Below are 22,632 nucleotides of genomic sequence, written 5' to 3'. Positions count from 1 at the left end.
GCTCTAGCTAATTTAATCTGGAATTTTAAGCTGTGCCAACTCACTGTTAAGGTTTTTTACCTGACTAGTAAGTATCAAAGAGTTACTTTTTAGGTATTTTTCTACAAGGCTTGCAAGTCTTTTTGGATTGTTCAAATAACTCCACTCGGCTTGCAAAACTTTTATATCACTTTGTACTAAATTAATTTCATTTTTTATTTTTATTAGCTCTCTATTTAATGACTGAACGTGTAGTTTCACTTTAAATAGTCCTATAATGCTAAGAAAAAACAGAGCTATTGAAACGATGCAGAAAGTTTTCATGACAACCTTTCTATAGCTCTTAGTTTTGCTGAACGCGAACGTGGATTTGCTTTTACTTCTTCTTCACTTGCTTTTATTACTTTTTTATTTAAAAGCGAAAATTTCTTGCTATCAGCAGACTTTGGCTCACATAAATCTCTAAAAAAAGTTTTGACTATACGATCTTCTAACGAGTGAAAGGTGACAACAATTAATTTACCATTCTTGTTTAAAATTTCAGATGCAGCTTTAATACCCTTTTCCAGTTCACCCAGTTCGTCATTTACCCATATTCTGATTGCCTGAAATGTTCTGGTTGCAGGATCGATTTTGCTTTTTCCACGAAACACCACAGAACGTATAATTTCTGCGAGCTCAAATGTAGTTTTGATAAGTTTTTTCTTTCGTGCCTTTACTATCGCTCTTGCAACTTTGCGAGAATGACGCTCGCCTCCGTAATTATATATAGTACTTGCAATTTCTTCCTCACGCAAAGCATTGACAAACGTTGAAGCATTTATATGAGAAGAATTATCCATGCTCATATCAAGTGGACCATCGTGCAAAAATGAGAATCCCCTATCTCCGTTGTCAAGCTGCATAGATGAAACTCCAATGTCAAAGACCACCCCATCTATACCTTCAGCCACTCTGTTTGATGTCATTCCAGTATCAAGTAATGGTATGCCGGAAGATGGTTCAATACTGCTTAGTATACTTTTAATATTACTAAATTTTTCAATGAAAAGCTTTATTTTGTCCGGATATTTAGTGTTCAGATCGTCATAAAATTGAGTAACAGCTTCATCTCTATCAATTGCATGTACTTTGCAATCTGCTGAAGCCAATATACCATTACTATATCCCCCAGCTCCAAACGTAGCATCAATATATATCTTGCCATTTTGTGGTGATAGTAGTGATAACATCTCTTTTAATAAAACTGGAGTATGGGTCATCCAAGTAGCCCAAAAGGTGTCATCTGAGTAGAGGACACTGGGATGACAGAAAAGAGGATGCTGAATGATAACCGAATTGCCTTTTTATTTGCGTATATAGATCTTCTCACCAAAATACGATATCTTTATGGGGTTATGTGGGCAATAATAAGAAAATACTGAATATAGTCAATAGTATAAAATATTAAGACTTATATTGTTAATATAATATTCATATAAAGTTCACATTTTTTTTTACATATAATATCAAACTGGCTATAGGAAAATTATGCAGCAAGTGACCAAAGTAATACTATCAAGTTTGATTTGTAACACTTTATTGTGGTACGATCACATGCTCTTTGGTCATTTAGTCAACATAATTGGTGGTGTATTTTTTTCATCAGATGACCAATTAACCAGTGTATTAAAGGCTTTTGGAGTATTTGCAGTAGGTTTTTTAATGAGGCCAATTGGAGCTGCTATATTTGGTCACATTGGCGATAAACATGGAAGGAGAGTTGCTTTATTGCTCTCGATTATATTGATGACTCTATCAACCGTGTTAATCGTTTTTGTGCCAGGCTATCAAAATATTGGAATACTTGCATCAATATTGCTAGTTTGTTTAAGGTTACTGCAGGGTATATCTCTTGGTGGTGAAGCAGGAAATGCACCGTTTTTAATAGAACATGCTCCAAAAAATAAAAAAGGATTTTTTGGAAGCATCGAAGTTTTAAGTGCAATTTTGGGGTCAATATTAAGTCTTATAGTGGTATTAATATGCAAGAAAGTATCTGATTTTGAATCTTGGGGATGGAGGCTACCTTTTATTTTCAGTTTAGGAATGGGATTAGTCAGCATATACATGAGATATATACTTGACGAAAGCCCAGAGTATAAGAAACAAAAAAAACCATCCGAACTGCCACTAAAAGAGTTATTAAGCAATTATAAAAAGCCTTTTCTGATATCAGTGGGAGTGGACATAGTTGAAAATTCATCCCTTTATATATATCTAGTATTTTTCAGTGTGCTTACGGAGAAAGTATCAACAATAAGTACTCATTTTAACCACATAGTGGAAATACTCAGCCAAATTGCGCTCGGAGGATTGGCAATATTGTTTGCAATACTTTCTGACAGAATCGGAAGAGAAAAAGTCATGAAATTTGCATTTATAGCTTTTATAATAGTGAGCTATCCTGTCTTTTCAATGTTACGTAGTGGTGATTATTTACAAACCATCATGGCACACATTCTTTTTATAATTCCAATAGCTGCATCGCTTGGTCCTGTCAGCGCGCTGATGTGTGAATTATTTCCAACAAAGGTACGCTATAGTGGATTTGGTTTATCAAGAAATATAGCCGCTGGATTTTTTGGTGGTCTTGCACCGTTTATATGCACAACAATTATTAAGGTTACAGGACAGGGAACTTCAGCTAGTTTTTACATGATTTTCTGTGCATCAATTGGACTTATTGCTATATTGCAAATTCAAGGAAAAGAAGAGCATTCTTCAAATCATCCAAAAAGCAAAATAGCAGAGGATGGAACCCGGAGGAACTGAACTGTAGAATATGATTAAATAAAGTCAAGAGCTAGCGCTGGCTTTTTACACAAATTAAGCTTGTAAAAATTTTTCCGCATCAAGTGCAGCCATGCATCCTGTTCCAGCTGCAACCACCGCCTGACGATACACTTTATCCTGAACATCACCTGCAGCAAATACTCCTGGCCTACTAGTTAAAGTTGTTCCAGGTTCAGTAATTATATAGCTCTGTTCATCCATATCAATAAAACCTTTAAAAATACCTGTATTTGGTGCATGTCCAATTGCAATAAATACTCCGTCTACCTTCATTTCTTGAATACTTTCAGTTTCGGTTGATTTAATTCTTATGCCGGTAACTTTCTTTGGATTTTCTTCTCCGAGTATTTCTTCCACAGCATGATTCCACATAATTTTTATTTTTTCATTCTTGAAGAGTCGGTCTTGCATTATTTTTTCTGCTCTTAGTGTATTGCGTCTATGTATCAATATAACTTGCTTAGCAAAGCGAGTTAAGAATATTGCTTCTTCAACAGCGGTATTTCCGCCACCGACCACAACTACGACTTTATTCTTAAAAAATGCACCATCACAAGTTGCACAGGCTGAAACTCCATAACCTTGAAATTTCTTTTCACTTTCTAAATCAAGCCATTTTGCTTGTGCACCAGCTGCAATTATAACTGAATTAGAATGGTAATTATTAAAAGTGCCAAAAGACTTAAATTGATATTCATTAGAACCTTCAAGCTGCTCAACACTTTTTATTTCATCATTTACTATTTTTGCCCCAACCTTTTCTGCATGCAACCTCATTTGCTCCATTAGTTCTGGGCCTTGTATTGACACAAAACCAGGATAGTTTTCAACTTCTGTAGTGATTGTAAGCTGGCCACCAGGCTGCATTCCCGTTAGTACAATTGGCTCCAAGTTTGCACGCGCTGCATATATAGCAGCAGAATAACCTGCTGCTCCAGAGCCAATGATTAAAACTTTTGTATTCAATTTATAACTCTTCACTGTGAGAGTTAAGATAATCAGCTACTCCTTCATCGCTTGCTTGCATTGCTGGCTTGCCTTTTTTCCATCCTGCTGGGCAGACTTCACCATGTTCTTTGTTATGTTCAATTGCATCAATAGTCCTAATAAGTTCATCAATGCTACGTCCCAGAGGTAAGTCATTTGTTGACTGATGACGTACAATAAATTTTTCATCTATTATAAAAGTAGCTCTAAGTGCAATTGAATCATCATATAAAATCCCATAATCCCTTGATATAGACTTCTTTATGTCAGAAACCAAAGGATAACTAATTTCACCAATACCGCCTTCCTTAATTGGAGTTTTACGCCAATGACTGTGAGAGAATTTTGAATCCACACTTATTCCTATAACCTCAACGTTACGTTTTGCAAATTCGCTTATTTTATTATTCAATGATATAAGTTCAGTTGGACAGACAAAGGTAAAGTCAAGTGGATAGAAAAAAAGAACAGCATATTTATTTTTTACGTGCTTGCTAAGACAGAAGTCATCAACAACTTTCCCGTCAGAAAGGACGGTAGGAGCAATAAAATCGATAGCAGATTTTGTCACAAGATTCATAACTAACCTATTCATTCTAAAATAACTGTGATTTTACACCTCGATGGATTTGTATGCAAGCCTTCTTTAGTTTTAACACTGTAAAAATTTCTTCAACTGGCTTGATACCAATATATAGCTAAGCTAACAATGGACCGCCGGATATATTGTTTATTACATTGATTTGACCAACCACCCTATTAGTGGGATTAAAATAATTTTCTATAAATTCCTTATATATAGCTGTTAATTTGTGTATGTCATTTACTGCTACGCATTCATTTGCCTGATGTGCAGTTTTATTGATCATACCAAATTCAATCACTGGGCAAAAACCTTTGATAAATGCAGCGTCCGATGTACCACCACTTGTGCTGAACATAGCATCAACATTGGTAACTTTGTTTATCGCATCAAACATAATATCAGTATTTCTATCGGGAACAGACAGAAAAACATCTCTGCTGCTATGCATAGAGAGCTTATAATCACTAGTAACGCTGGAGCACATTGTATCAACAAGCTTATATAAGCCACCTAGCGTTTGTTCATTGTTATACCGAATATTGAAACGTGCAGTGATTAAACCAGGTATTAAATTGCCAGTATTATTTCCAACATCTACGGTGGTAATTTCACAATTTGAAGGTTGAAAATATTTGTTACCAAGATCAAAGGTAGTATTTTTTATTTTACTTAATATAGATATAATTTTATATATTGGATTATCAGCTAAATCTGGGTAAGCAACATGCCCCTGTTTTCCGTAGCACATTAATTCAAATGTTGAAGAACCTCTTCTGCCTATTTTTATGGTATCCCCGAGCTTCTCATCACTGGTTGGCTCGGCAACTATGGAATAATCTATCTTTTTTTGCTTGCTTTCCATCCATTCTAAGACTGCTTTTGTTCCATATTCTTCTGTGCTTTCTTCTGCACTGGTAATCAATGTGCTTATTGAACCATTAAATCGAAATTTTTCTGAAATTAAGTTTACCATAGCAGCAATAAACGCAGCTACTCCACTTTTCATATCAGCTGCCCCTCTTCCATATAACATTCCATTTCTAACTTCTGGCTTAAATGGATCTGATGTCCAGTTCTTTAACTCACCTGGCGGCACAACGTCAACATGCCCAGCAAAACATAGATTTGGTATTCCATTTATATATTTTGCATAGAGATTTTTAACTTTAACTACGCTATCACCAAACTCTAAAATCTTGCAATCAAAACCACTTTTCTTGAGGATTTTTGCTATATATTCTATTGCTCCGCCATCTTGTGGTGTTATGCTTTCAAAGGAAATTAATTTCTTAGTTAACTCTACAGGGTCAATTTTCATGTCAACTTTGAAACACTGATATTGCTATATTGTAAACACTCTATGAATTATTTAAAACAAATATTACACCAAACCAAACACACTTTTACAAAGGAAATAATAGTAGACTATTATCTTGCTGATAATATTCATGAAATATGCAAACAGCATGGAAATAAAGTTTTTTTAGTTGCAGATGATAATACAGCAAAACTTTTAAGTAAAAATGCATTAAATAAAATTTCTCATCAAATTTTGTCATCCCAGTGCGTGACACTGGGATCCAGGTATAAACATATTTGCAAATTATACAATGGGCAGCGGATCCTAGGAACATATATCAAAAACAATGTCCATGATGAAAATAAGATGGATCCCAGTCTCCGCTACTCGGATGACAGGAAAAAAAGCGCTGGAATGACACCAGACAGTGGTGTTATTGCTTCTCTTGAGATTGTAAACTTAGTGAGGAGCGAAGCAAAGGATAGTGATTTAATAGTTGCATTCGGCAGTGGTACTATTAATGACATCTGCAAATACGCAAGTTATCTTGAAGGAAAGGATTACATATCATTTCCAACAGCCGCTTCTATGAATGGATATACCTCTGCAAACGCTTCCATATTAGTGAACGGACATAAAAAATCATTTGAAGCACACCTTCCAAAGGCAATATATATTGACATAAATATACTCACCAATGCACCACTACGTCTTACGTTAAGTGGTTTTGCAGATTTTGTTTGTCGTTCAACAGTACAAGCTGACTGGTTGTTATCTAATTTATTACTTGGTACAGAATATAACGAATTACCATTCTCACTTACACACGACTTAGAACAAATTCTGCTTAGAGACTATATAAAATTTATTGAAAAAGATAGAGATACAATTCTGTTATTAATGGAGGCTCTACTGATTTCAGGACTTGGAATGGTGATTGCAAAGGGTAGTTATTCTGCAAGTCAAGGAGAGCATATGATAGCTCATGCAATGGAAATAGTAACTAAAGATCACTTCTCACTACATGGTGAAAAAGTTGCTGTTACAACTTTAACCATGGCTAATTTGCAGGAAAAAATATTATCAATAAAAAACCCGATTATCAAACCAAGAGCTGTAGATGCAAAGCGCGTAATAGAGTGTTTTAGTAATATCGAATTTGTGAAAATTTTAGAGCAGAAGCAAATTATACAGCAAAAAATTGAAGAGATTATTCGCAAAGAATGGAACAACATTTCCAATTTAATTAAGCAAAATTTACTGCCCGCAAAACGGTTGCAGAAAGTATTTGAAGAGCTATCAATTCCACATTTACCAGAGCACCTTGGTTGGAACAAAGAACAGTATTGCAAAGTGGTCAACCTCGCTTTTGCTACAAGGGATAGATTTACCTTTCTTGACTTGGCTAATTGTATAAAAGGGAGTGAAATTTTGTGAAGAGAAGTTTACCTTAACCAAATGCAAGTGTTTTCACAGACTTCTCAACATGCTCAGGAACTGGAGCAGTAATAGTAATTTTTTTATTGTTTGGCAATGTTAAAGATAAAGAATATGAATGAAGGTGAATTTTATTTGCTATTCCATCAACAAAGGCTTTTCTGCCACCATATTTACCATCACCAAGAATAGGGCAATTTATATGAGCTAAATGTACGCGTAATTGATGGGTTCTGCCAGTGATCGGTTGTAGTTTTAAGTAAGCAACATTATGCTCCAGTTTTGCTATAATTGAAAAACGCGTAGTAGCGTTTTGAGGGGAATTTTCATCAACAACAACTTTTTCTTGACCGGAGATATATTTTTTCACTAATGGATGGTCTATTATTCCCCTGCTTTTACTTGGTATACCAACAGTTAATGCTAAATAAGTTTTCTTGATCTTACGTCCTTTAAATTCTTCCATTAAATACCTTGCAACTTCAGCACTACGCGCAAATATTATCACTCCACTTGTATCTCTATCGAGCCTATGGACAATTTTAAATGTCTCGCCCTCCCTTATTTGATCAAGCAAGTCGCTGATACTAATTTTTACCTTTATACCACCTTGAACAATCACCCCTGCAGGCTTGTTGATAGCTAATATATATTCATCTTCATATAATATATTCTCTTTTAATAGCTCTACTAATTTTTCATTATATTTCCGATCAGAATTAGCATTACCGATGTGATCTAAATACTTCAGTGTTATTGTTTGACCAGAATTTACTCTATCACTGGATTTAGCTTTACAATCATCAACTTTGATTAACCCTCTTCTTAAAGACTTTTCAATTACAGATTGCTTTAGATCGGGAAAAATTCTCCTTATATACCTATCCAACCTGATATCATTTTCGTCTACTAATATGGTTTTTACACTCTGCGTCACTTTTGCTGAGATTTTAAAAGATTATATAGTAGATCCTTTTTGAAATTTTGTCATCTTATCATGAGCCTATAAGAACTAATAGACATTAGCCCCCTTGCGAAACAACGTGAAGCAAATTGCTGATAAAATCTGGTAAGAAATCCCCAGCCCGAAAGGTGTTAAAACCCATGTCTCAAATTCACAATTCCAGCAATAATATTGAATCTCAAGTTGTATTTCTTCTGAAAATCTCTGTAAACATTTGACATTATTTTGAATATTTTTATCTCGCGCATTTTATTTTCCATCCGCATTCTGAACAACACCAAATTTCGATTTTGCTCCTTTCACCCCTCCGTTAGCGGTTTTTGACGGTATTTTTTGTACGGAATCACAACGTTTTTCTGCAATTTCTGCCAACCTTGATAGCCAGAATCGGCATATTTTATGCTATCTTTGGGCAACAATTTTTCCTGTTTTCTTATGCGAAAATCATGCATTCGACCTCGATGTGACTTTGAAATCGACAGAATTTGCCCATTTCCCTCAATCACAATTTCGGTTTTTACCGTGGTTGTTTTCTTTTTTCCGGAATAACTTTTCTTACGTTTTTTGCTGTCTTTCGGCCGCTGTATCGGTTGCTCCGTAACGTCTGCTAAAATTTTTAAATCCTCTCTGGAGTCAGCGTTCTATCTTTTGTAATATTGTCAGACCCGTTAATTGCCTGAAAATATACTGGGTTTTTGCAACTTTTGCGTAACTTATTGCTATTTTACTCTTCTAAAATTTTCATTTTATACACTTTTTAGTGTTTTTCATCTGTTTTTTACTTTTCGCAGGGGGGCTAAAGCCATCCAGAATTGGGATTGGTAAATCAGTTCAGTCTTGTTATTTATAATGTATTGCATTAGTATTAAAGTATTGATCTAAAAAATAGTGATGAATAATATTGTAATTGTCGGTCTTCAGTGGGGTGATGAAGGTAAGGGTAAAATAGTAGATTACCTTTCTGAAAGTGCAGATGTAGTTGTTAGGTTTCAAGGCGGAAATAACGCTGGCCACACCATAGTGGTGAATGACGAAGTATATAAATTAAATTTATTGCCCTCTGCTGTTTTAAGGACGGGTAAAATATCTATAATAGGAAATGGCGTTGTTCTTGATTCACATGCCTTGATTTCAGAAATAGAATCATTAAAAACTAAAGATATAGATATAAATCCGAGCAACTTGATGATATCTGAAAGTTGCCCTCTCATACTGAGTGTACATAAAGACAAGGAAAAGCTATTTGAAGATTTAAATGAAAATCACAAAATCGGCACAACGAATAAAGGCATAGGTCCATGTTATGAAGATAAAGTTGGAAGGAGAGCAATACGTCTTTGCGATTTAGAGAACAGAGATGAGCTAGATAAAAGAGTGGATACTCTTCTGAATTATCATAACGCTATCAGGAAAGGCCTTAATTATAAGATAATTGAAAAAGAGGAAATATTAAAAGAAATTCAAGAAATTTCGAAAAAAATTCTTCAATATAAAAAAACCGTATGGAAAGTGCTAAATGACCTTGTGAAAGAAGGTAAGAGGGTAATATTTGAAGGTGCTCAAGGTACATTTTTAGATATCGACCACGGCACATATCCTTTTGTTACTTCAAGTAACACCGTAGCGTCACAAGCAATAACAGGCTCAGGACTGTCTTCTAATACACATGTGATTGGAGTGGCAAAAGCTTATACAACAAGAGTTGGTAATGGACCATTCCCGAGTGAACAGGAAAATGAAGTGGGTGATAGTTTATTTACTATAGGTAAGGAACTTGGAACGGTAAGTAACAGAAGAAGACGCTGTGGATGGTTTGACGCAGTTTTAGTTCGACAGGCTGTACAGCTCTCTGGAGTTTCAAGTGTTGTATTGACAAAATTGGACATTCTTGATTCTTTTAACACAATAAAAATATGTACTGGGTATAAATATGATGGCATATCATATGATTACTTATCTGCTTCAAATTCGATACAAGAAAGGTTAGAGCCAATATATGAAGAGTTGCCAGGTTGGAAAGAAAATACACAAGGTACGCGATCTAGTGAGGGATTACCTGTTAATTTGATAAAATATATAGAAAGGATAGAGGGGTTAATAGGCGTTCCAATTCATTTAGTTTCAACCAGCCCTAAAAGAGAGGATGTTATAGAACTTAAAAGCTTTGAATTCTTTGGGGGTGTTTGGTATAGCTAGCCGGGACCTACGCATGAAATCAGAAAAAATATAACATGAGATTCAATATTGTTGCCGGAACTGTGAACTTGCGGTACGGGTTTTAACTTACCGTACTTTTGGGTTATCTCATGTTTTAGCTAGTCCAATACTGCTTCGCAGCAGGTCTCTGGAAGTATAGTCTTTCTAAACTAAATGTTAAATCTCAATAATACGGCACTTTTTAAGCTAAATGAAGTTGAATCCTTTTCATAAACTCCTAGCTAAAGCTGGCTCAAATCTTGTATGTACCAGCCAAGACAATACGACGTTCCTTCTATTCCTTCAATTTGTTATACAAGAGGACTTTTCTATGCACAAATCAGCCAAACATTTTATAAACAATGGGCTAATGCTAAGAGTGGGAACACGGAAGTAATATCCATCTTTGATGATTTCTTTATATTCTATATCAAGTTCAACAAGTGTTTCAGAATGCTCAGAAACAAAAGCTATAGGTGTTATAACTACTGGTACATTATCAGCTTTTGCACGTGATAGCTCATTTTCGGTACTTGGTTCAAGCCATTTTACAGGGCCGATTTTGCTTTGATAGCATACTAACCAGTCTAAATTATTTATAGCTAACTTTTGTACTATCAACCTTGCGGTTTCCTCAACCTGCGCAGCATAAGGGTCGCCTTTTTTAATTACACTTAAAGGCAAACTATGAGCTGAAAATAAGACTCTTGGCTTACCAATTTTGCTGGCTAGTTGATAATATTTAGCTATCAGTTCAGTGTGAGCTGCAATGAAATCTTCATTATTATGATAATGATCAATTATTTTTGTATTACACTTTAACCCGTGTTTTTTAGCATTTTTTTGCCAATCTTCGGTAGATGATAAAGTTGTAGTAGTTGAATATTGAGGATATAGCGGTAATAAAATTACTTCATCAGGACCAAATTGTTTTACACTTTGTACAACTTCATCAGCAAAGGGATGCCAGTAACGCATACAAATAAATACTTTAGCTAGGTCTGGTGTCATTCCAGTACTTGATACTGGAATCCAGTTTTTTTTTCTAGATCCCAGTGTTGAGCTACTTTGATGAGAAAGAAGAAGATCATTAAGCATTTTTTCTAGCGCTTCTGCCTGCATCTCTGTATTTTCCAAAATTGGTGATTTACCCCCTATTTCTTCGTATATCTTTTGTGCAGTACTTTCTCGCCTAGCAGAGATGAACTTAGCCAATAAAAAGCGAAAAGGATTTGATAGGTTGATTATTCTTTTATCATAGAAAAGGTTAAACAAAAACGGACGAACTGCACTGAGCGAATCTGGCCCGCCAAGATTAAATAAAATTACTGCCGTTTTCACTGTGAAATACAACCGCCACAAGCCTTAGGATTACCTATAAATTCAGCTACAGGCTCGTCAAATCTACTTATAGGAACTACATTTCTTGCGCTAGCATACAATAAATGACCTGACTTTTGTAAACTACTTATCGTATCCTTAAAGCTTCTATCACAAACCATATCAACAAAGAGATTTAGTACTGCTTCAAGTAATTCAACAGCAGCTAGAGAAAATAATATACAACTTTGCAAAACCTTGAGTGGAAAGGTTAAAAGTTTCACTAAGAAAGATGTACTATTCTTCTCGCTTAATAATTGTCCTTGCTCTGGTGAATTATACTGAATATGCTTTCTATCTTTATTAAAAATAGGATAAGCGATATCGTTATCTCTGAATGCTGTGTCGATTTGTTCTTGAGTATATTTATCATATTTGTGTATCAGGTTTTCACGCAGATTAAAACTTCTCACAATAAAACACGTAGCCACCATCAAAGTAGCACATATCAATGCGCATTGAAGAAGACCTATACCTGGTATCATAGTTGGTAGTGCGAAGCATACAAATGGCACTATGGTAATCATCTCAATAAATGGAATAATGTTTCTTTTCATTGCAAAAGCAGCACCTTTCTTTAAAAATCTATATGGGTTATATTTTTTTTCTCTCACTTCTGCTTCAGCAACACTATCTTCATTTAGGCAAGCTTGAACTGTTTTGATTTTTGGCCCGTTGTCTTCTTGATTATTGTTTTTCCTAAGCATGTATTCACACAAGCTATACTCTAAATAACTTAAGCAGGCTAAACTAAAAGTCAAAGATCCTTTTGCTCCACAAAAAATTGATGTTTTAAAGATGTTTACTAATTTTTTAGCAGTCAAATTTTGTTGATTGGTAGTATTATTAGTTTTTTTACAACAACCAGCCACATTAGCCCCTATAATATTTTATATGCAAATATATTGTAGTCAAAAAATCACTTTTGTAGAACAAAAATTTCCAGTAGTATCAACTTATAGACACATTCAAGGAAATAAAATGGCAATTGAGAAGACACTTTCGATATTAAAACCAGACGCAGTTAGACATAATATTACTGGCAAAATAAACTCTTATATTGAAAATTCTGGGCTGAAAATCATAGCGCAAAAGATGATGTTACTCACAAAAAAACAAGCAGAGCGGTTTTATGAAATTCACAAGGATAGGCCTTTTTTTGGAGAGTTAGTCGAATTTATGACTTCTGGTCCTGTAATTATTCAAGTTTTAGAGGGTGGAGATGCTATAAGTAAATACAGGAAAATCATGGGAGCTACTGACCCAAAACAAGCGGATAAGGGTACAATCAGAGGCGATTTTGCTGATGATATCAGCGAAAATAGAGTGCATGGTTCTGATAGTATAGAAAACGCTCATAGGGAGATAGCTTTCTTCTTTGCTGAATGTGAGTTATAACAGGCGATTACCTTGTAACCGCTCACACAATGGCGTTAACTTAAGGGACTTTATTAGCAAACTCTCTTAATAGTTTTTGCCCTAAATAAAACTGAAAGATTTATCAGTAATTTAATCTGGGTTCCAAGGCCCTTGTGATGTAAAGCGGTGCACATAACTAAATTTGCCCGAAATTCTTGTATAGCTCTTCTCTCAACAATCAGAATGATTCATGAGAAGGCAGAATCAACAGCCAGGCGGAAAGATTTAAAGATAGGGATATTTTGCCTTCACTGCCATTAAGTTAAGAGAAAAGGATGGACTATATTAATAAATCAAGTAAAATTCCTAAACTTAAAGGAAAAATAATATGAGTAAAAAAAACAATAATCGAATTCATAAAAAATAAATTGATAAGTTTAAACTTTATAAATGATCACAAAGTATCACCAAAAGACTTTCTACGAAAAAGAAAATTGCCTTTTATTGATGTATTCATTTTGATTTTCAGAAAAAGTGTGAAATCATTACAAGTGATGCTCAATGAATTTATTCTGTACACGATGAGAGATTATACAGTTACTGCAAGTGCTTTTACCCAAGTAAGACAGAAGCTAAAGTATACTGCATTTTCAGAACTTAATGATGATGTAGTTTCCCTATATTACCAGGATCAGGAGTTTAAAACTCACCATGGTTTCAGGGTACTTGCATTTGATGCTTCTATATTAATTCTACCAAAAAGTGATGAGGTAATAGAGTAGTTTGGCTTAAGAGCAGTATGGAATGGAGTTCAGAGGTTTGAAGATTATACAAGTGCAACCTTTGAAGCTTGTTATGATGTGCTAAATAATATTGCAATAAAATCGGTGTTAAGTAGAGGTGACAGTTATGAAGTTGATTTAGCAACCGATATGCTTGAAAGCCTCAGTTCAGATGACTTACTAATCTGTGATAGAGGGTATGTATCTTATCGATTTATTGCCGAGCTTACGGAAAGGAAAATTAATTATGTAATTCGTTGTCCAAGTTCATCTTTTAGTGAAGTAAACGATATGTTTAAGCCGGGCAGTCCCTCTAGTACAATAGCAGTAGCTACTGCACCTATTAAAGTGGCAAGGCAGCTAAGAAAGCTAGGATTACCTGATGAAATGGAATTTAGGCTAGTTAAAATCATACTTTCCTCTGGTGAAATTGAAGTGCTAATTACATCATTATTAGATGAGCAGCAATTTAAGGTTGAGGAATTTGAAGAGTTATACTACTTACGTTGGGGAATAGAAACATTTTTTTCTAAACTCAAAGGAAGGTTAGGCTTAGAGAATTTTACAGGTAAAAGTGTTGAAACTATTAAGCAGGATTTTTGGTCAACCATTTTTATTAGCAACCTAGAAAGTATTATGACAGAAGATGTAGAAGAGGCATTGAATGCAGACCTAGCTGATAGTAAGCTTGAAAAAAGCATTAATAAATCTGTTTCATTTAATGCAATTAAAAACTTAGCTTTCGATATTTTTTCTACAGAATCGGACATGGATTGCGTTATGGAGCAATTATCTAAGTTATTTTTAACAAACACTTTAGTTGTAAGGAAGGGGAGGAAAGTTGATCTTCATAAGATATCTGATGTTCGTTCACTCAATTACCAAAAAAGGGCTAGAAAACACGTATTTTGAATACTACCCTACTCATTTCTGAAAGACAGTATTCCTGGAGCAACTTTTGTCAAATCTTCTGTAAAATGACTTTTAAATAAGCTATTTCTTAACTAATTTACATCTAAGAGTTTATCTACTTTAAAGTTTGCTCTATTTTGTTTTAGCATTTGCCATAACTCCTTAATCACTACAAACTTTTTTGTTCAATTTTTAGCCATTCCTTCCTTAACTTAATGGCAGTGAGGTTTTATTACACCTTCTGTTCGTGATAAATCACTGATTTCTTCATCATCACCTGAGTTTAAACTTTCTATGCTTAATGATAAGCTACTGCTTCTACTTGTTAGTAACTCCACGCTTTCTTCAAGACTATCTTGAGCTTTTTTAGGACTTGATCCAGGAGAATATATGCCACTATCTGCATCGTTGTCAGGTAGGCTTGGCCTTACAGGTGATTGTGATAAGGCTAGTGGTACTGCTTGTGTAACACCATCTATTAAAATTAACTTTAAATCGTCTCTATCTATTGATGATTGTAAATCGTTTCCACCTGGCCAATGCAATTCAGTACCTTTGTGATCGGTTGTCTCCGCAATATCTTGTAGTGTTTCACCGTCTTCATCTGTAGCTTCCAGAGCATTTGGCATAACTGTTTTATCATCTTGTTCTCCGCCTTTATTAATACCAATAGATGGACTTGACTTACTTAACAACTTACTCATCTCTGATCTCTCAACTTTTGTGAGATCGTTTAATGTTCTACTCATACGACGGTTCAAATTTATAACACGTGGTGCTACCGATTGTGGTACAATTTGTTGTTTTTGTGGTAAGTTCGCATCAGCTTTTTGACTTACACTAAAAATCTTCTTTTTTTCACGTGCATTATCTACGACTTCTAGAAATTCTTTATTATCCTTATCCTCAGCTATTTGATAAGCAGTCTTTCCTTTACTGCCAGCTTTAATATCAGCTGCTTCGTTTACTAAGTCTATAATCTCACTATTCTTACCTGAATTGATTTCTTCGTTTATTGTTTCGCGGTTATTTCTTACTAAATATATGACATTATAAGGGAGTTTTTTTTTGATAGCTTTTTTCAATTCTGACTGAATGTCTCCTATAGTCATTGTTTTTGCTGCTATCACTTTTTGAAGCGTACTCGGACTTCCAGTATAGCTACGAAGTGTAACAGAGTTATCTCCTTCTCCACTATCTATTTTACTAGCAACTATATCTCTTATGTCTGGTGTTCTTTTACTCAATTTTCTTTTTATAGTTTTCTTTACAGCTTCCAACGTAGCACTCTCCAATACGAAATTAAATGTATTGATACTATCATAAGGTTAAATTTTTATTAAAGTCAACTTCAATATAAACGATTATTAAGTAAATTTTTATATAAGACTATGCTATAGGTGGATTTTTATACAGAATTAAGCTGTTGCTCTCTCTTCGATCACATGACGAAAATGTCTGATTAGCCCTTGCACTGGCCAGGCTGCGGCATCACCAAATGCACAGATGGTATGCCCTTCTATTTGAGTTGTAAGGTCAAGTAATTTGTCTATTTCACCGGGCTTAGTATTTCCTGCTACCATTCTTTTCATAATTCTCCACATCCACCCGGTGCCCTCACGGCATGGTGTGCATTGCCCACAGGATTCATGCATGTAAAAATGCGATAACCTCTCTATTGCAGCGATTATATCAGTTGATTTATCCATTACGATCACAGCTGCTGTACCAAGCCCTGATTGAACTGCCCTTAGTGAGTCAAAATCCATTTCAATGGTATCGCATATAGATTTTGGAATTAATGGCACTGAAGATCCACCTGGTATCACGGCAAGCAAGTTATCCCAGCCACCACGGACTCCACCTGCATATTTTTCAATTAATTCACGCAGTGGAATTCCAAGCTCTTCTTCAACGTTACACGGATTATTTACATGTCCTGAAATGCAAAATATTTTAGTACCAGTATTGTTTTGTTTCCCAAGGGATGCAAACCATTCACCGCCACGTCTTAAGATATCCGGCACCATTGCTATAGTTTCAACGTTGTTTATCGTAGTTGGACAACCAAAAAGTCCAACACCTGCAGGAAATGGAGGCTTCATGCGAGGAAATCCTTTTTTGCCTTCGATTGATTCAAGTTGGGCTGTTTCCTCTCCGCATATATAAGCACCGGCACCTCTGTGAATAAACACATCAAGATCATAGCCTGATTTGCAGGCATTTTTTCCTATTAGACCTTCTTTATAGGCTTCCTCAAGTGCTTCTTTTAAAATTAAATATTCGTTATAAAACTCACCTCTGATATAAACATAAGCAGCCGATGCATTGATCGCTCTGCCAGCTAGCACAATTCCTTCAAGTAATTTGTGCGGTTCATATCGCAATATATCCCTATCTTTACATGTACCAGGTTCTGATTCATCTGCATTTATTACTAAATATGTCGGTTGTTCTTTTGGGCGATTTTTTGGCATGAAACTCCATTTAAGGCCAGTAGGGAATCCAGCTCCTCCCCTGCCCCTTAAACCAGATTTTTTCACTTCATCAATGATTTTTTCTGATCCTAAATTCAGTAGATCTTTAGTTTTCTGCCAAGTGCCACGCTTTTTTGCGCCTTTTAATAAAGGACTTTCTTTGCCGTTTAAATTAGTGAATATTTTATCCTGTGCTTTTAGCATGTTTTTTAAAATTTGTGAGTGATCCCGACGCGATTCGAACGCGTGACCCACTGATTAAAAGTCAGTTGCTCTACCGGCTGAGCTACGGGATCATTTCATTTTTCAGCTATAATGAGTATTAATACAGCTTTTATCTGTTTTAATCAAACTAAAATTTTTATACGCGGTTAAATAAATCGTATAATATACTGCGCTGGTTATAATTTAGTTAAAAAGTATAGGCTTGGTTGTTTAATCCCATAATTTCTGTGCTCATGCCTTGGTAAAACAAGCAATTAAATTAATCATCTCACTATTTAAATCAGAAGGAAGGCTCTTTTTGCGTGTTATATAACAATATAATTCGTGATCATCAAGATCGACTATCTTTTCATATTCAACTAACTCATTCAGAGAAAATTTATTAAGATGTGCTAATGCGAAATATCCCAAAAGTATATCGGTTTCTTTGCAACCTCTATGCCAACTTCTATACATCAATTTTCTTCTAAGCAGTGAGTTATCAGTCATTACAATTAAATTTTCTTTGATTTAAAGATCAAATTAAACGCTTGTCAAGTGAGGTGTGCTTTAATATACTTAATATTTTGTTAAGATTTAAATATACAGGTGGAGTTAATTTCAAGTTTCATTCATCAGCTTGGCGATGGAATACATTATTTTTTGTCATTTGCCTTGATAATTTCTGTTGTAGTGTTTGTACATGAATATGGACATTATATTGTTGCTAAGGCGTGCAAAGTTAAAGTTGAATCTTTTTCTATAGGCTTTGGTCGTGAAATTTTTGCTTTTAATGATAAGTCTGGTACCAGATGGAAATTGAGTGTTTTTCCGCTTGGTGGCTATGTTAAAATGTTAGGTGATGCTAATGCAGCAAGCGTTCCAGCTGATCAACAAAAATTGACTGAAGAAGAAAGATTACATTCGTTTCATACAAAACCGCGTTATCAAAAGGCAGCAGTGGTTTTTGCAGGACCCTTTGCAAACATAATATTTACTGTTATCGCTTTTACAATATTTTTTAGCACGGCAGGCTATTATCGCACTCCACCGGTTATCGGAAATGTAATCGAAGGCAGTGCAGCTGAACAAGCTGGTTTGCTTCCTGGTGACACTATTACGCAAATTAATGAGAATAAAATAAAGTACTTTGAAGATATTTCACGCATCATAATGTCAAACCCTAAGACAAGAATGGAAATTGATTATATCAGAAATAATGAAGAGCGTAGAACTAGCCTTACCCCAATAACAATTGAGGATAAAGACGTTTTTGGTAATATAATAGAGAGAGAAACTATAGGGATTACTTCAGTTAATATGGCGGGGCTCAAGCAGTCATCTTTTCTCGGAGCTGTAAACTTATCAATAAGTGAAACTTACCACACTATGTGCTCAACAGCCAAAGCTGTTTTTCAAATGATTATTGGTAAGAGAAGTGTAAGCGAGTTACGTGGACCAATAACAATAGCAAAATATTCAGGTCAATCAGCTAGGAAGGGGTTTACTATGGTTTTGTATCTTATGGCAGTTATTTCAGCTAGCTTAGCCGTGTTTAATCTACTTCCAATCCCACTATTGGATGGTGGGCATTTATTTTGCTATGCCATAGAAGCAGTTATACGTAGGGATTTAAGCTTGAAATGTCAAAAATATGCAGCTATTTTTGGTGCTTTAGTATTGTTTTTGCTTATGGCAACTGGAATGTCAAATGATATTAGGGATCTTTTTTGAAATAAAATATGAAAAAGCTATTTTATATACTGGTAGTGGTTTTTATTTCTTTTTCTGCCCTGGTTGTTGCTTTAGAAACTGCGGAAAAAGTGCAGGTGAAAGATGTCAAGTGTATTGGTAATGAGCGTGTAAGCAACCAGACAATAGGGTTCTATATAAAACTAAAATCTGGTGATTATGCAAACGACGATGACATAGACTCAATTATAAAAGATCTATATAAAACAAAGTTGTTTGCTAGCGTTAACGCTTATATTGATGAGGAAAAAAATCTAGTAGTAAAAATTCAAGAAAATCCACTGATTAATAAGATCATATTAAAGGGCAATAAGTTATTTAATAGCAAAGAGCTACTAAATAATGTGATTCAGTCAAAATCACTAACTATTTTCACTGAAACAAAGTTGCAAAGCGATTTAATGAATTTGGTTACCACTTATAGGAATAATGGCAAAGTCGGCGTTAAAGTTGAGTATGAGCTGGAAAAGCTTGATAGTAATAGAATCAATCTAATTTTTAAAATAAAAGAAGGCAAAACATCTAGAGTTAAGAATATAAGATTTATAGGAAATAAAAATTTTTCTGAAGGTGAGCTGGAGCAAGTTATTAAAGTTCATAGTAATGACATATTTAGTAAGTTATTTAGAGCCATTTTTAAAGGTAGAGATCATTATTCACCACAACATTTGTTGATTAACACAGAGTTGCTCGACCGTTTTTATTCATCTAAGGGATATATTCAGAATAGCATTCAGCCAATTGCTGAGGTTGATAATAGCAATCAAATAGAGCTAACTTTTTTGATTGATGAAGGACAGCAATATTTATTTGGAAATAATGAAGTTAATATTGAAGCTGAAATTCAAGATGTAAGCTTAAAAGAAGAAATATTGAAATTTACAACAGAAGAGAGCAATAAAATATTCAATAGAGTTAAAATTAATAATACAGCAGAAAAAATAAGTAAGTATTTAAATGAGAAAGGGTATATATTTGCAAAAGTTAATTCAGAATATGCACAGCGTGACAATGTTGTGGATATAACTTACAAAGTATTGCCAGGTAAAAAGATTTATGTAAACCAAATTACAATTGATGGTAATGATCGTACTTTAGATCAAGTGATTAGAAGTAAATTAACTATAGCAGAGGGTGATGCATATAATATATCAGAGATTCAAAAATCACGCAAAAAGCTGATCAGTACTGATTTTTTTGAAACGGTGAAAATAAACAGTTACCCAATCAATGATAGTGCAGTAAATCTTGACTTGAACGTAAAAGAAAAAAGAACTACTGGTTCAGTATCATTATCAGGTGGGTTATCTTATATTAATGAAAAATTTATTAAAATTCTTAAGGTTGATGTAAAAGAGCATAATTTATTTGGCAGCGGTAAAGAGCTTGCTTTTGCTCTTGAAAAAAATGACTACTCGTTTTCAACTAATATAGAGATTGTTGAAAATAATTTTAATGATTCTGATACATCACTTGGTGCTAGTATATTTTATAACACAGACACCAAACCAAATAGTAGCTTTGACAGTTGTGACATGGGATTTTCAACAAAGTTATCATATAAAGTTATAGAAAATTTAACTAATTCGATTCGTTATTCTTATAAGTATAATCACATACACCTGGATGCAGGTAAAGAAACATCTTCTATAATAAAAGACAAGAACAGTGAAAATATAATTTCATCAGTAGGCTATACATTAGCATATAATAAATTAGATAATTTATATGCTCCAAAAGAAGGATATTTATTGCGCCTCAGTCAAGATACCTCGGGACTCGGAGGAAATACAAATTTTATAAAATCCGAATTCTTATCCTTTTATGCACATCCTATATTCACTAAAATTGACGATGACATAACACTGCGCTTTAAAATGGCTGCAGGTTACATTTTTTCTTACACCGATAAGCCATTAAATATTGGCCAGCACTTTTTTAAAGGTGGTAATGAAATTAGAGGATTTGAAATTTCTGGCATTGGCCCAAGAGAAAAAAATGATGATCCAGAAAAGCCAGGCAGCTCACTGGGAGGGAAATTTTATTTTAATTTAACGCAGCAAGTAGATTTTCCACTACCAAAATTATACGATAGTGCTGGTGTTAAAGGCTCAATATTTGTTGACTATGCAACGCTCTTTGGATTAGACTATAAGGATGATAAGTATCAGGATAGTAAGCTTATAAGAGTATCGCCAGGTTTTGGTTTCTCAATGCCTTCCCCTTTTGGAGGTAGGCTTAGACTGGATTTTGGCTTTCCTTTAGTAAAAGAAGATTATGATATAATACCTTCGCCAAATGTTAGGTTTTCTGTCGAAGTGGGGATTTAAATGAAATGTATAAAATTACTTATATTAGTTGTTGGCTTAGTTACTGCTTTAGCTATTTCCTCGTTTGTATTTTTAGGATATAAAGCTTTAGAAGGTAAACATGGTGGTACGTTTAATATGCACACTGCCATTGTTGATAGTGATGAAGTAATTAATAGGTCTCTTGCTTTGCAAAATGTACAACAGCAAATAAAAGAGAAAAATTCTGCATTACAACAGGAGTTTGAAAAAGAATTAGAAAAACTCAAACCATCAAAAGAAGAATTTGATCTTTTGTCAGAAGCGGCTAAAGAAGAAAAGACAGAGGAATTTAACAAGCTCGCTGTAAAAGCTAGAGATGATTATGCTAAAAAAATGTCAAACTTAGAAGAAAGTTATAGAGGTGCAGTAGATAGCATTTTTAATAAAATAAAAGAAATTACTAAAAAAACGGCAGAAAAAAACAACATAGGTTTGGTACTATTTATTTCAAAGAAAAATCAAGTTTTATATTCTATGGATAAAGTTGATCTATCAGACGTGGTATTAAACAATATAAATAAAGAAATGCCAGGGTTTGCTTTAAAAATTGAGAAATAGGCTTAGCATATTATGCAGCTTAACATCAGTGATGTCATAAAAATATTACCACACTCTTACCCATTCCTCTTGGTAGACAGGGTTATAGAATGCGACTCTGGTAAAAGTATAAAAGCGATTAAAAATGTGACATTCAACGAGCCATTTTTTATTGGTCATTTCCCTGGCCATCCGGTAATGCCTGGGGTCTTGATCATTGAAGCACTAGCTCAAGCATCTGCAATATGTGTTCTGAGTGGAGGGATTCAGGATACAATAGAAAATACAGTTGTTTATTTTATGTCCATTGAGAATGCAAAATTCAGAAAACCTGTTACTCCAGGGGATACATTAATCCTTCAATCTAACATTAAAAATGCACGCCTCGGTGCATGCAAGTTTGAATGCGTTGCATATGTGGGAGAAGAAAAGGTTGCAGAAGCAACAATTTTAGCTATGTTACGAAATGTAAAGTAGTGTGTTTTTGAAAGGTTATAGATTAAGATTGTATCTGTCTATAGTGTGAGATGTTAGAGCTAAAATAGCTGAAGATGCAAATAAGGGTTAAAGGAGATTCAAAGGATGTTACTTGTT

19 protein-coding genes, 1 tRNA gene and 2 pseudogenes are annotated in these 22,632 nt (G+C 34.5%); 9 read left to right on the top strand and 13 right to left on the bottom strand.

Features of this window, described 5'->3' with window-relative positions:
• Positions 1 to 12 precede the first annotated feature (12 nt).
• Together AAGD89_RS05595 and rsmH are read right to left on the bottom strand one after the other, a co-directional pair.
• On the bottom strand, positions 13 to 240 hold the full coding sequence (locus tag AAGD89_RS05595; RefSeq protein WP_341808086.1) for a hypothetical protein: 228 nt from the start codon (positions 238 to 240) through the stop codon (positions 13 to 15).
• A 59-nt stretch (positions 241 to 299) separates the two neighbouring features.
• Positions 300 to 1,241 (bottom strand): 16S rRNA (cytosine(1402)-N(4))-methyltransferase RsmH, encoded by a 942-nt coding sequence (gene rsmH / locus AAGD89_RS05590; RefSeq protein WP_341808085.1) that lies wholly within the window; start codon positions 1,239 to 1,241, stop codon positions 300 to 302.
• A gap of 268 nt (positions 1,242 to 1,509) precedes the next feature.
• Here rsmH and AAGD89_RS05585 point away from each other — a divergent pair, with 268 nt between their 5' ends.
• Positions 1,510 to 2,793 carry an MFS transporter gene (locus tag AAGD89_RS05585; RefSeq protein WP_341808084.1) on the top strand — a complete coding sequence of 428 codons (1,284 nt, stop codon included), beginning with the start codon at positions 1,510 to 1,512 and terminating at the stop codon, positions 2,791 to 2,793.
• A gap of 54 nt (positions 2,794 to 2,847) precedes the next feature.
• Here the strand turns inward: AAGD89_RS05585 and trxB are convergent, their stop codons facing one another.
• The 3 genes from trxB to dapE form a co-directional block, all read right to left on the bottom strand.
• Positions 2,848 to 3,795: a thioredoxin-disulfide reductase gene (trxB, locus tag AAGD89_RS05580; RefSeq protein ID WP_341808083.1), complete on the bottom strand. Its 948-nt coding sequence runs from the start codon at positions 3,793 to 3,795 to the stop codon at positions 2,848 to 2,850.
• Positions 3,782 to 4,381: a peroxiredoxin gene (locus tag AAGD89_RS05575; RefSeq protein ID WP_341808082.1), complete on the bottom strand. Its 600-nt coding sequence runs from the start codon at positions 4,379 to 4,381 to the stop codon at positions 3,782 to 3,784. Before AAGD89_RS05575 ends, trxB begins: the two co-directional genes overlap by 14 nt.
• A gap of 118 nt (positions 4,382 to 4,499) precedes the next feature.
• Positions 4,500 to 5,705 carry a succinyl-diaminopimelate desuccinylase gene (gene dapE, locus AAGD89_RS05570; protein WP_341808081.1) on the bottom strand — a complete coding sequence of 402 codons (1,206 nt, stop codon included), beginning with the start codon at positions 5,703 to 5,705 and terminating at the stop codon, positions 4,500 to 4,502.
• Between the two features lie 42 nt (positions 5,706 to 5,747).
• Between dapE and AAGD89_RS05565 the strand changes: the two genes are divergently transcribed.
• Complete coding sequence (locus tag AAGD89_RS05565) at positions 5,748 to 7,124, top strand: iron-containing alcohol dehydrogenase (protein ID WP_341808080.1); 1,377 nt, start codon at positions 5,748 to 5,750, stop codon at positions 7,122 to 7,124.
• A 13-nt stretch (positions 7,125 to 7,137) separates the two neighbouring features.
• Here the strand turns inward: AAGD89_RS05565 and AAGD89_RS05560 are convergent, their stop codons facing one another.
• A complete protein-coding gene (locus AAGD89_RS05560; RefSeq protein ID WP_341808079.1) occupies positions 7,138 to 8,061 on the bottom strand; it encodes an RluA family pseudouridine synthase in 924 nt (307 codons plus the stop codon).
• A gap of 158 nt (positions 8,062 to 8,219) precedes the next feature.
• Positions 8,220 to 8,746 (bottom strand): annotated as a pseudogene (locus tag AAGD89_RS05555) (transposase family protein); the annotation flags it as partial.
• A gap of 233 nt (positions 8,747 to 8,979) precedes the next feature.
• Here AAGD89_RS05555 and AAGD89_RS05550 point away from each other — a divergent pair.
• Complete coding sequence (locus tag AAGD89_RS05550) at positions 8,980 to 10,284, top strand: adenylosuccinate synthase (RefSeq protein WP_341808078.1); 1,305 nt, start codon at positions 8,980 to 8,982, stop codon at positions 10,282 to 10,284.
• Positions 10,285 to 10,587: 303 nt separating this feature from the next.
• On the opposite strand, the gene hemH is transcribed toward AAGD89_RS05550, so the two are convergent.
• Together hemH and AAGD89_RS05540 are read right to left on the bottom strand one after the other, a co-directional pair.
• Positions 10,588 to 11,625: a ferrochelatase gene (gene hemH, locus AAGD89_RS05545; RefSeq protein ID WP_341808077.1), complete on the bottom strand. Its 1,038-nt coding sequence runs from the start codon at positions 11,623 to 11,625 to the stop codon at positions 10,588 to 10,590.
• Positions 11,622 to 12,536: a hypothetical protein gene (locus AAGD89_RS05540; RefSeq protein WP_341808076.1), complete on the bottom strand. Its 915-nt coding sequence runs from the start codon at positions 12,534 to 12,536 to the stop codon at positions 11,622 to 11,624. Before AAGD89_RS05540 ends, hemH begins: the two co-directional genes overlap by 4 nt.
• 109 nt (positions 12,537 to 12,645) lie before the next feature.
• Between AAGD89_RS05540 and ndk the strand changes: the two genes are divergently transcribed.
• Together ndk and AAGD89_RS05530 are read left to right on the top strand one after the other, a co-directional pair.
• Positions 12,646 to 13,062, top strand: a complete 417-nt coding sequence (ndk, locus tag AAGD89_RS05535; RefSeq protein WP_341808935.1) for a nucleoside-diphosphate kinase — start codon at positions 12,646 to 12,648, stop codon at positions 13,060 to 13,062.
• A 368-nt stretch (positions 13,063 to 13,430) separates the two neighbouring features.
• Positions 13,431 to 14,717, top strand: a pseudogene (locus tag AAGD89_RS05530) (IS4 family transposase).
• A 212-nt stretch (positions 14,718 to 14,929) separates the two neighbouring features.
• On the opposite strand, the gene AAGD89_RS05525 reads toward AAGD89_RS05530, so the two are convergent.
• The 4 genes from AAGD89_RS05525 to AAGD89_RS05510 all read right to left on the bottom strand — a co-directional run bounded on the left by AAGD89_RS05525 (position 14,930) and on the right by AAGD89_RS05510 (position 17,908).
• Positions 14,930 to 15,997, bottom strand: coding sequence for a hypothetical protein (locus tag AAGD89_RS05525; RefSeq protein WP_341808075.1), 1,068 nt, complete (start codon positions 15,995 to 15,997; stop codon positions 14,930 to 14,932).
• A 138-nt stretch (positions 15,998 to 16,135) separates the two neighbouring features.
• On the bottom strand, positions 16,136 to 17,398 hold the full coding sequence (gene nuoF, locus AAGD89_RS05520) for an NADH-quinone oxidoreductase subunit NuoF (RefSeq protein WP_341808934.1): 1,263 nt from the start codon (positions 17,396 to 17,398) through the stop codon (positions 16,136 to 16,138).
• Between the two features lie 19 nt (positions 17,399 to 17,417).
• Positions 17,418 to 17,490: transfer RNA gene (locus AAGD89_RS05515), tRNA-Lys, on the bottom strand.
• A 160-nt stretch (positions 17,491 to 17,650) separates the two neighbouring features.
• Entirely contained in the window at positions 17,651 to 17,908 is a 258-nt protein-coding gene (locus AAGD89_RS05510; protein ID WP_341808074.1) for a succinate dehydrogenase assembly factor 2, read from the bottom strand.
• 99 nt (positions 17,909 to 18,007) lie between these two features.
• Here AAGD89_RS05510 and rseP point away from each other — a divergent pair, with 99 nt between their 5' ends.
• Genes rseP through fabZ form a run of 4 tightly spaced genes read left to right on the top strand, consistent with a single transcriptional unit; the run spans position 18,008 to position 22,515 of the window.
• Positions 18,008 to 19,132: an RIP metalloprotease RseP gene (rseP, locus tag AAGD89_RS05505; RefSeq protein WP_341808073.1), complete on the top strand. Its 1,125-nt coding sequence runs from the start codon at positions 18,008 to 18,010 to the stop codon at positions 19,130 to 19,132.
• Between the two features lie 8 nt (positions 19,133 to 19,140).
• Complete coding sequence (bamA, locus tag AAGD89_RS05500; protein ID WP_341808072.1) at positions 19,141 to 21,480, top strand: outer membrane protein assembly factor BamA; 2,340 nt, start codon at positions 19,141 to 19,143, stop codon at positions 21,478 to 21,480.
• Positions 21,481 to 22,059 (top strand): OmpH family outer membrane protein, encoded by a 579-nt coding sequence (locus AAGD89_RS05495; RefSeq protein WP_341808071.1) that lies wholly within the window; start codon positions 21,481 to 21,483, stop codon positions 22,057 to 22,059.
• 12 nt (positions 22,060 to 22,071) lie between these two features.
• Positions 22,072 to 22,515 (top strand): 3-hydroxyacyl-ACP dehydratase FabZ, encoded by a 444-nt coding sequence (gene fabZ, locus AAGD89_RS05490; protein ID WP_341808070.1) that lies wholly within the window; start codon positions 22,072 to 22,074, stop codon positions 22,513 to 22,515.
• Positions 22,516 to 22,632: the final 117 nt, after the last annotated feature.

Source organism: Wolbachia endosymbiont (group E) of Neria commutata (assembly GCF_964026735.1).
Lineage (GTDB): Bacteria > Pseudomonadota > Alphaproteobacteria > Rickettsiales > Anaplasmataceae > Wolbachia.
This window is presented reverse-complemented; position numbering and strand designations above follow the sequence as displayed.

Excerpts from the sequence above, each read along its gene's own strand:
- AAGD89_RS05575 (WP_341808082.1), bottom strand. The coding sequence starts at position 4,381 with ATGAATCTTGTGACAAAATCTGCTATCGATTTTATTGCTCCTACCGTC.
- AAGD89_RS05495 (WP_341808071.1), top strand. The coding sequence starts at position 21,481 with ATGAAATGTATAAAATTACTTATATTAGTTGTTGGCTTAGTTACTGCT.
- nuoF (WP_341808934.1), bottom strand. The coding sequence starts at position 17,398 with ATGCTAAAAGCACAGGATAAAATATTCACTAATTTAAACGGCAAAGAA.
- AAGD89_RS05565 (WP_341808080.1), top strand. The coding sequence starts at position 5,748 with ATGAATTATTTAAAACAAATATTACACCAAACCAAACACACTTTTACA.
- bamA (WP_341808072.1), top strand. The coding sequence starts at position 19,141 with ATGAAAAAGCTATTTTATATACTGGTAGTGGTTTTTATTTCTTTTTCT.
- AAGD89_RS05585 (WP_341808084.1), top strand. The coding sequence starts at position 1,510 with ATGCAGCAAGTGACCAAAGTAATACTATCAAGTTTGATTTGTAACACT.
- fabZ (WP_341808070.1), top strand. The coding sequence starts at position 22,072 with ATGCAGCTTAACATCAGTGATGTCATAAAAATATTACCACACTCTTAC.
- AAGD89_RS05550 (WP_341808078.1), top strand. The coding sequence starts at position 8,980 with ATGAATAATATTGTAATTGTCGGTCTTCAGTGGGGTGATGAAGGTAAG.
- dapE (WP_341808081.1), bottom strand. The coding sequence starts at position 5,705 with ATGAAAATTGACCCTGTAGAGTTAACTAAGAAATTAATTTCCTTTGAA.
- rsmH (WP_341808085.1), bottom strand. The coding sequence starts at position 1,241 with ATGACCCATACTCCAGTTTTATTAAAAGAGATGTTATCACTACTATCA.
- ndk (WP_341808935.1), top strand. The coding sequence starts at position 12,646 with ATGGCAATTGAGAAGACACTTTCGATATTAAAACCAGACGCAGTTAGA.
- AAGD89_RS05510 (WP_341808074.1), bottom strand. The coding sequence starts at position 17,908 with ATGACTGATAACTCACTGCTTAGAAGAAAATTGATGTATAGAAGTTGG.